5 protein-coding genes and 1 pseudogene are annotated in these 5,098 nt (G+C 46.6%); 4 read left to right on the top strand and 2 right to left on the bottom strand.

The window, feature by feature from the left end; translation table 11 throughout:
- Positions 1-255: pseudogene (locus H6G48_RS06495) on the top strand (photosystem II D2 protein (photosystem q(a) protein)); the annotation flags it as partial.
- Complete coding sequence (gene psbC / locus H6G48_RS06490) at positions 239-1,621, top strand: photosystem II reaction center protein CP43 (protein WP_002739004.1); 1,383 nt, start codon at positions 239-241, stop codon at positions 1,619-1,621. The pseudogene H6G48_RS06495 and the gene psbC, both read left to right, overlap by 17 nt.
- 31 nt (positions 1,622-1,652) lie before the next feature.
- On the opposite strand, the gene cobD is transcribed toward psbC, so the two are convergent.
- Positions 1,653-2,732: a threonine-phosphate decarboxylase CobD gene (gene cobD, locus H6G48_RS06485; RefSeq protein ID WP_190720253.1), complete on the bottom strand. Its 1,080-nt coding sequence runs from the start codon at positions 2,730-2,732 to the stop codon at positions 1,653-1,655.
- Positions 2,733-2,763: 31 nt separating this feature from the next.
- On the bottom strand, positions 2,764-3,048 hold the full coding sequence (locus tag H6G48_RS06480; protein ID WP_002759570.1) for an HU family DNA-binding protein: 285 nt from the start codon (positions 3,046-3,048) through the stop codon (positions 2,764-2,766).
- Positions 3,049-3,594: 546 nt separating this feature from the next.
- Here H6G48_RS06480 and H6G48_RS06475 point away from each other — a divergent pair.
- Positions 3,595-4,080 carry a DUF4168 domain-containing protein gene (locus H6G48_RS06475; RefSeq protein ID WP_190720256.1) on the top strand — a complete coding sequence of 162 codons (486 nt, stop codon included), beginning with the start codon at positions 3,595-3,597 and terminating at the stop codon, positions 4,078-4,080.
- A gap of 77 nt (positions 4,081-4,157) precedes the next feature.
- Positions 4,158-4,634 carry an urease accessory protein UreE gene (gene ureE, locus H6G48_RS06470; RefSeq protein ID WP_190720251.1) on the top strand — a complete coding sequence of 159 codons (477 nt, stop codon included), beginning with the start codon at positions 4,158-4,160 and terminating at the stop codon, positions 4,632-4,634.
- Positions 4,635-5,098 lie beyond the last annotated feature (464 nt).

Genomic DNA, 5,098 nt, shown 5'->3' with positions numbered 1-5,098 from the left:
TTCTTCATGCTCTTTGTCCCCGTGACTGGTTTATGGATGAGTGCTGTGGGTGTGGTGGGATTAGCCCTTAACCTCCGGGCCTATGACTTCGTTTCTCAGGAATTGAGAGCGGCCGAAGACCCGGAATTTGAAACCTTCTACACTAAAAATATTCTGCTTAACGAAGGTCTGAGAGCTTGGATGGCTCCCCAAGACCAACCCCACGAAAACTTTATCTTCCCTGAGGAGGTTCTCCCGCGTGGTAACGCTCTCTAATATCCCTACCGCTACCGGTCGTGACCAAAGTTCCACCGGCTTCGCTTGGTGGTCTGGTAACGCTCGTCTTATCAACCTCTCCGGTAAACTGCTCGGCGCTCACGTCGCCCACGCCGGTTTAATCGTTTTCTGGGCCGGGGCAATGACCCTGTTTGAAACCGCCCACTTTATCCCCGAAAAACCGATGTACGAACAGGGTTTAATCCTGCTCCCCCACTTAGCTACCCTCGGTTTTGGGGTCGGTCCGGGTGGTGAAGTAGTCGATACCTTCCCCTACTTCGTCGCTGGTGTTCTGCACTTAATTTCTTCGGCTGTACTCGGTTTTGGTGGTATCTACCACGCTATCCGCGGACCGGAAACCCTAGAGGAATACTCTAATTTCTTCGGTTACGACTGGAAAGACAAAAACCAAATGACCAACATCATCGGTTATCACCTAATTCTCTTGGGTTGTGGTGCGCTGTTGTTGGTATTTAAAGCCATGTTCTTTGGCGGTGTCTACGATACCTGGGCCCCCGGTGGCGGTGATGTCCGCATCATCACTAATCCTACCCTCAACCCCGCAGTTATCTTTGGTTATCTGACCAAAGCTCCTTTCGGTGGCGAAGGCTGGATTATCAGCGTCAACAACATGGAAGATATCATCGGCGGTCACATCTGGATTGGCTTAATCTGTATCGCTGGCGGTATCTGGCACATTCTCACCAAACCTTTTGCTTGGGCGCGCCGCGCTTTCATCTGGTCTGGAGAAGCCTATCTGTCCTACAGCTTGGGCGCTCTTTCCATGATGGGCTTTATCGCCGCCGTTTACGTTTGGTTTAACAACACCGCCTATCCCAGTGAATTCTACGGTCCGACCGGTATGGAAGCTTCCCAAGCTCAAGCTTTCACCTTCTTGGTGCGTGACCAACGCTTAGGTGCTAACGTCGCTTCTGCCCAAGGCCCCACCGGTCTAGGTAAGTACCTGATGCGCTCTCCCACTGGCGAAATCATCTTCGGTGGTGAAACCATGCGTTTCTGGGATTTCCGCGGTCCCTGGTTAGAACCCCTCCGTGGTCCTAACGGTTTAGACCTCGACAAAATCAGAAATGACGTACAACCCTGGCAAGTCCGCCGCGCGGCTGAATACATGACCCACGCTCCTTTAGGTTCCTTGAACTCTGTAGGTGGCGTTATCACTGACGTTAACTCGTTTAACTATGTGTCTCCTCGCGCTTGGTTGGCCACCTCTCACTTCACCCTCGCCTTCTTCTTCCTGATTGGACACCTCTGGCACGCTGGACGCGCTCGCGCCGCCGCCGCCGGTTTCGAGAAAGGAATTGACCGCGAGACTGAACCCGCATTGGCAATGCCTGACCTCGACTAATTTCCCTTAGTTCGATGGCAGCGGCTCCCGTCTAGTTGACGGGAGCCTTTTTGTTGTTAATATCAGACGCCGCTAAAATACTCTCTAAAGCCGATAATAATCGTTGATTTTCTGCCGGTAAACGGACAGCGACCCGAAAATAATTGCTGCCCAATTCGGGGAAACTGAGACAATCGCGGATGAAAATTCGATGATATTTTAATAAAGCTTCCTGTAGGGGTAAACAGGAAGATTGAGATTGTACTAAGAGGAAGTTAGCGGCACTGGTTTGGGGCTGTAATTGCGGAAAATTAGCTAATCCCTGCCATAAATCCTGGCGGGCCGTCGTTAACCAGTCCCAAGTTTGTTGTTGAAAATCCCTATCTTCAATTGCCGCAATAGCGGCAACCACAGCTAAATTATTCACTGACCAAGGATCTCGCCATCTTTGCCATTGTAACAGGCGATCGGGATGGGCGAGGACGTATCCTAGACGTAAACCGGGGAGACTGTAAAATTTAGTTAGGGAACGCACAATCACGAGATTGGGATATTCCGGCAACAGAGAGATTAAACTCTCCTGTTGTTGCGGGGGTAAAAAATCCATAAAAGCTTCATCCACTACCACCAAACCAAATTGCGATAGATAGGGACGAATGTCCGCCACCGTCCAGAGTTTCCCCGTGGGATTGTGGGGATTATTGAGTAATAAGCCTTGTTTTTCGGGATTAACCGGCTTTAAAGTGGTTAAATCTAGGGAATGTTTGCAGATGTTTCCACCAAAACTTTTTAAAGCCCGTTCGTAATCGTTAAAAGCGGGTGTTAGTACATAAACACTATCAAATGCTGCTAATTCCCGGCCGGCCCAGGTTAATAACTCAGCCGCACCATTGCCGGGGAGAATCCAATCTGGACCAATATTGTGCCATTGAGCGAGGGCAGAACGCAACTGCCAATACTCGGGGTCAGGATAACGAGTCAGACTGGTTAAATGGCTTTTAATAGCGGTTAGGGTGCTTTCCGGCGGACCGAGGGGGTTGATACTGGCAGAAAAATCGAGAATAGAGGAAACCGGACAGCCGGCAATGGCGGCCGCCCAGTCAAGATTACCACCATGTTTAGGTCTAGGCAAAAGACTTACAGCGATCCAAGCTTAACAGTAATTATTCCTTATCTGGGGCCACTCTGTCTTTAAACAGTTTACCCGCCGAGAAAGCCGGGACGCGAGTGGCCGGAATCTCCATCTTATCGCCGGTTTTTGGGTTGCGTCCTTCCCTGGCCTGACGTTCCCGGGCCTCGAAGGAACCGAATCCTACTAGGGTTACTTTGTCCCCCTCAGAAACCGCTTCGATAATGGTTTCGATGGCGGCAGTGAGAACAGCATCTGCTTGTTTTTTGGTGACAGAGGCTTTGAGAGCGATTTGATCGATTAATTCACCTTTATTCATGCGCTAACTCCTTGTTTTGCGGTTTTTCTGAGTTTAGGGTGGTTGTCAGTAGTTTATGGTTCTCCTGTTGAGGACTCGCCAGGATCGAGATCACTAAATAATCCCTCAAATCCCCATTGGCTATATATTCCACTGCATTATTCTAAGCGGGAATTGTCTCGATCGGAATCGCTGAAACCTTTAATTTATCTGGATTTCCCCCCGATTCCCCGCCAAGGCGAGAGACAAAAGGGAATAAGCGAGAGATTAACAGCGATATAAGCTAATAAAAAGAGATTAGCCAGCTAAATTGCCGATAAATATTCTCTAAAAGCCATAGGCATCCTAACTTCCCAAAAATCGTTCATCGGTTCTCTCAAAGATTTTTGACTAATTTTCCCCCTAGAAACGTTAAAAAAGTTTACCAAAGCAATTTCTGCCCAAAAATTAAGGTTCGGGACTAGGAGATATTCGCTAGAATTGGAACTTATGATCGTTAAAAATATTCAAAAAAGCAGGATTTAACTGGAAAGTTTGCTATCATTATCTATTCAGCGACAAACTCGCATGGTGATTTACTGCTATCCCCTAGCCGATCTAGGTCAAAGCTTAAGACGTTCTTTTATTGTGACTTTTTTGGCAGTAATCGCCATTCTTGGCGGTCTGATTCCCGAATTTTCTTGGACGACGGAGGTAGTTAGTTTCCAGTCTTCCGCTTATACTCAAGATTTTACGGCTGACCAAATCAAACGTTATGCGACCGCAGTTTTGTTGATCGAAACCGAAAGAAAACAAGCTTATCAGGCAATTTCGCAAATTTTAGGCAAAAGTCCCCCAGCAATTACCTGTAACCAACGGGAGAGCTTTAATAATCTTCCCGCTAATGCCCAAAGAATTGCCGTCGATTATTGTAATAACTCAAAAGAGATTGTCAAAGATAATGGCTTCACCGCAGCTCAATTTAACGCCATTACTAACCGGATTCGTACCGATGATAACTTGAGACGACGGGTGCAAAATGAGATGATTCGTCGGCAACGGGAGAATAAATAGAAAAAGTTCCTCAGTTTTTCGGGTCAAGCTGCAGTCAGGGCTACAATTAAGAATGTTTTTTCCCATTGACCACTACCATGTTAACTTTTACCGAGCGCTTACCCCCCCGTCATACCGCTAGTCCACCTCCCCCAGAAACGGTAGTTTTTAGCCTTTTACTCACGGCCGAAGAACGCACCCGCAGCCGTTATCGTCTCGACAGTCCCGAAGGTTTTTCCCTCTGTTTTCGTTTACCCCGCGGCACTATTCTACAGGACCGCGATTTCCTGCGGGGAGAAAACGGCGAAATTATTCAAATCATTGCTAAACCCGAACCAGTTATCACTATTACCGCCCCTTCAACCGATTTACTCCTCAAAGCTGCCTATCACCTCGGTAATCGTCATGTAGCCCTAGAAATTAATCCCGATTACCTGCGTCTGTCCCCCGATTCTGTCCTACAGGCAATGTTAGAAGGTTTGGGATTAACTGTAACTGAAGAAATCGCCCCCTTTAACCCCGAAATCGGCGCTTATCAGCATTATCATGACCTGGAAGAGGCAAAAAAGGGATAGTTTAAAAAGAACGGAATCCGGTATCGGTCGCAGTTCCTAGAAAAGCTCTGGGGGTAGCTTGAGTATTTATACTTATTGCAAAATAGGTATGCTTTTCCTAACATAAAGTTGATCGGTAATCGTGCCGAACTAACTGCCGAAAATTTGGGTCTAAAGCCCTTGTAATGATGTTTTTACTGTATTCAGGAAGTTGAAAAAATGAAGACCAAATCGATCATAAGCTTACTATCTCTTAGCATTATAGGAATGTCAATCTATGCGGGTCAAGCTAATAGTAGTGATTAGAACTCTTGCAAATTAATTATATGTTATAATGATGGGTTAACTAATTTTCCCCAAAAAATTAGTTAATCAGTACATTTGTCCTGAATGAAAACTTGAAGTTTAACTTTTAACTCAAAACTCTTTAGAGCTGCTTTAATTTGGTTATCAAAACCTCTTTATTTAAGCGGCACAAACTATCT

The organism is Microcystis flos-aquae FACHB-1344, assembly GCF_014698375.1.
GTDB lineage: Bacteria > Cyanobacteriota > Cyanobacteriia > Cyanobacteriales > Microcystaceae > Microcystis > Microcystis aeruginosa.
This window is presented reverse-complemented; position numbering and strand designations above follow the sequence as displayed.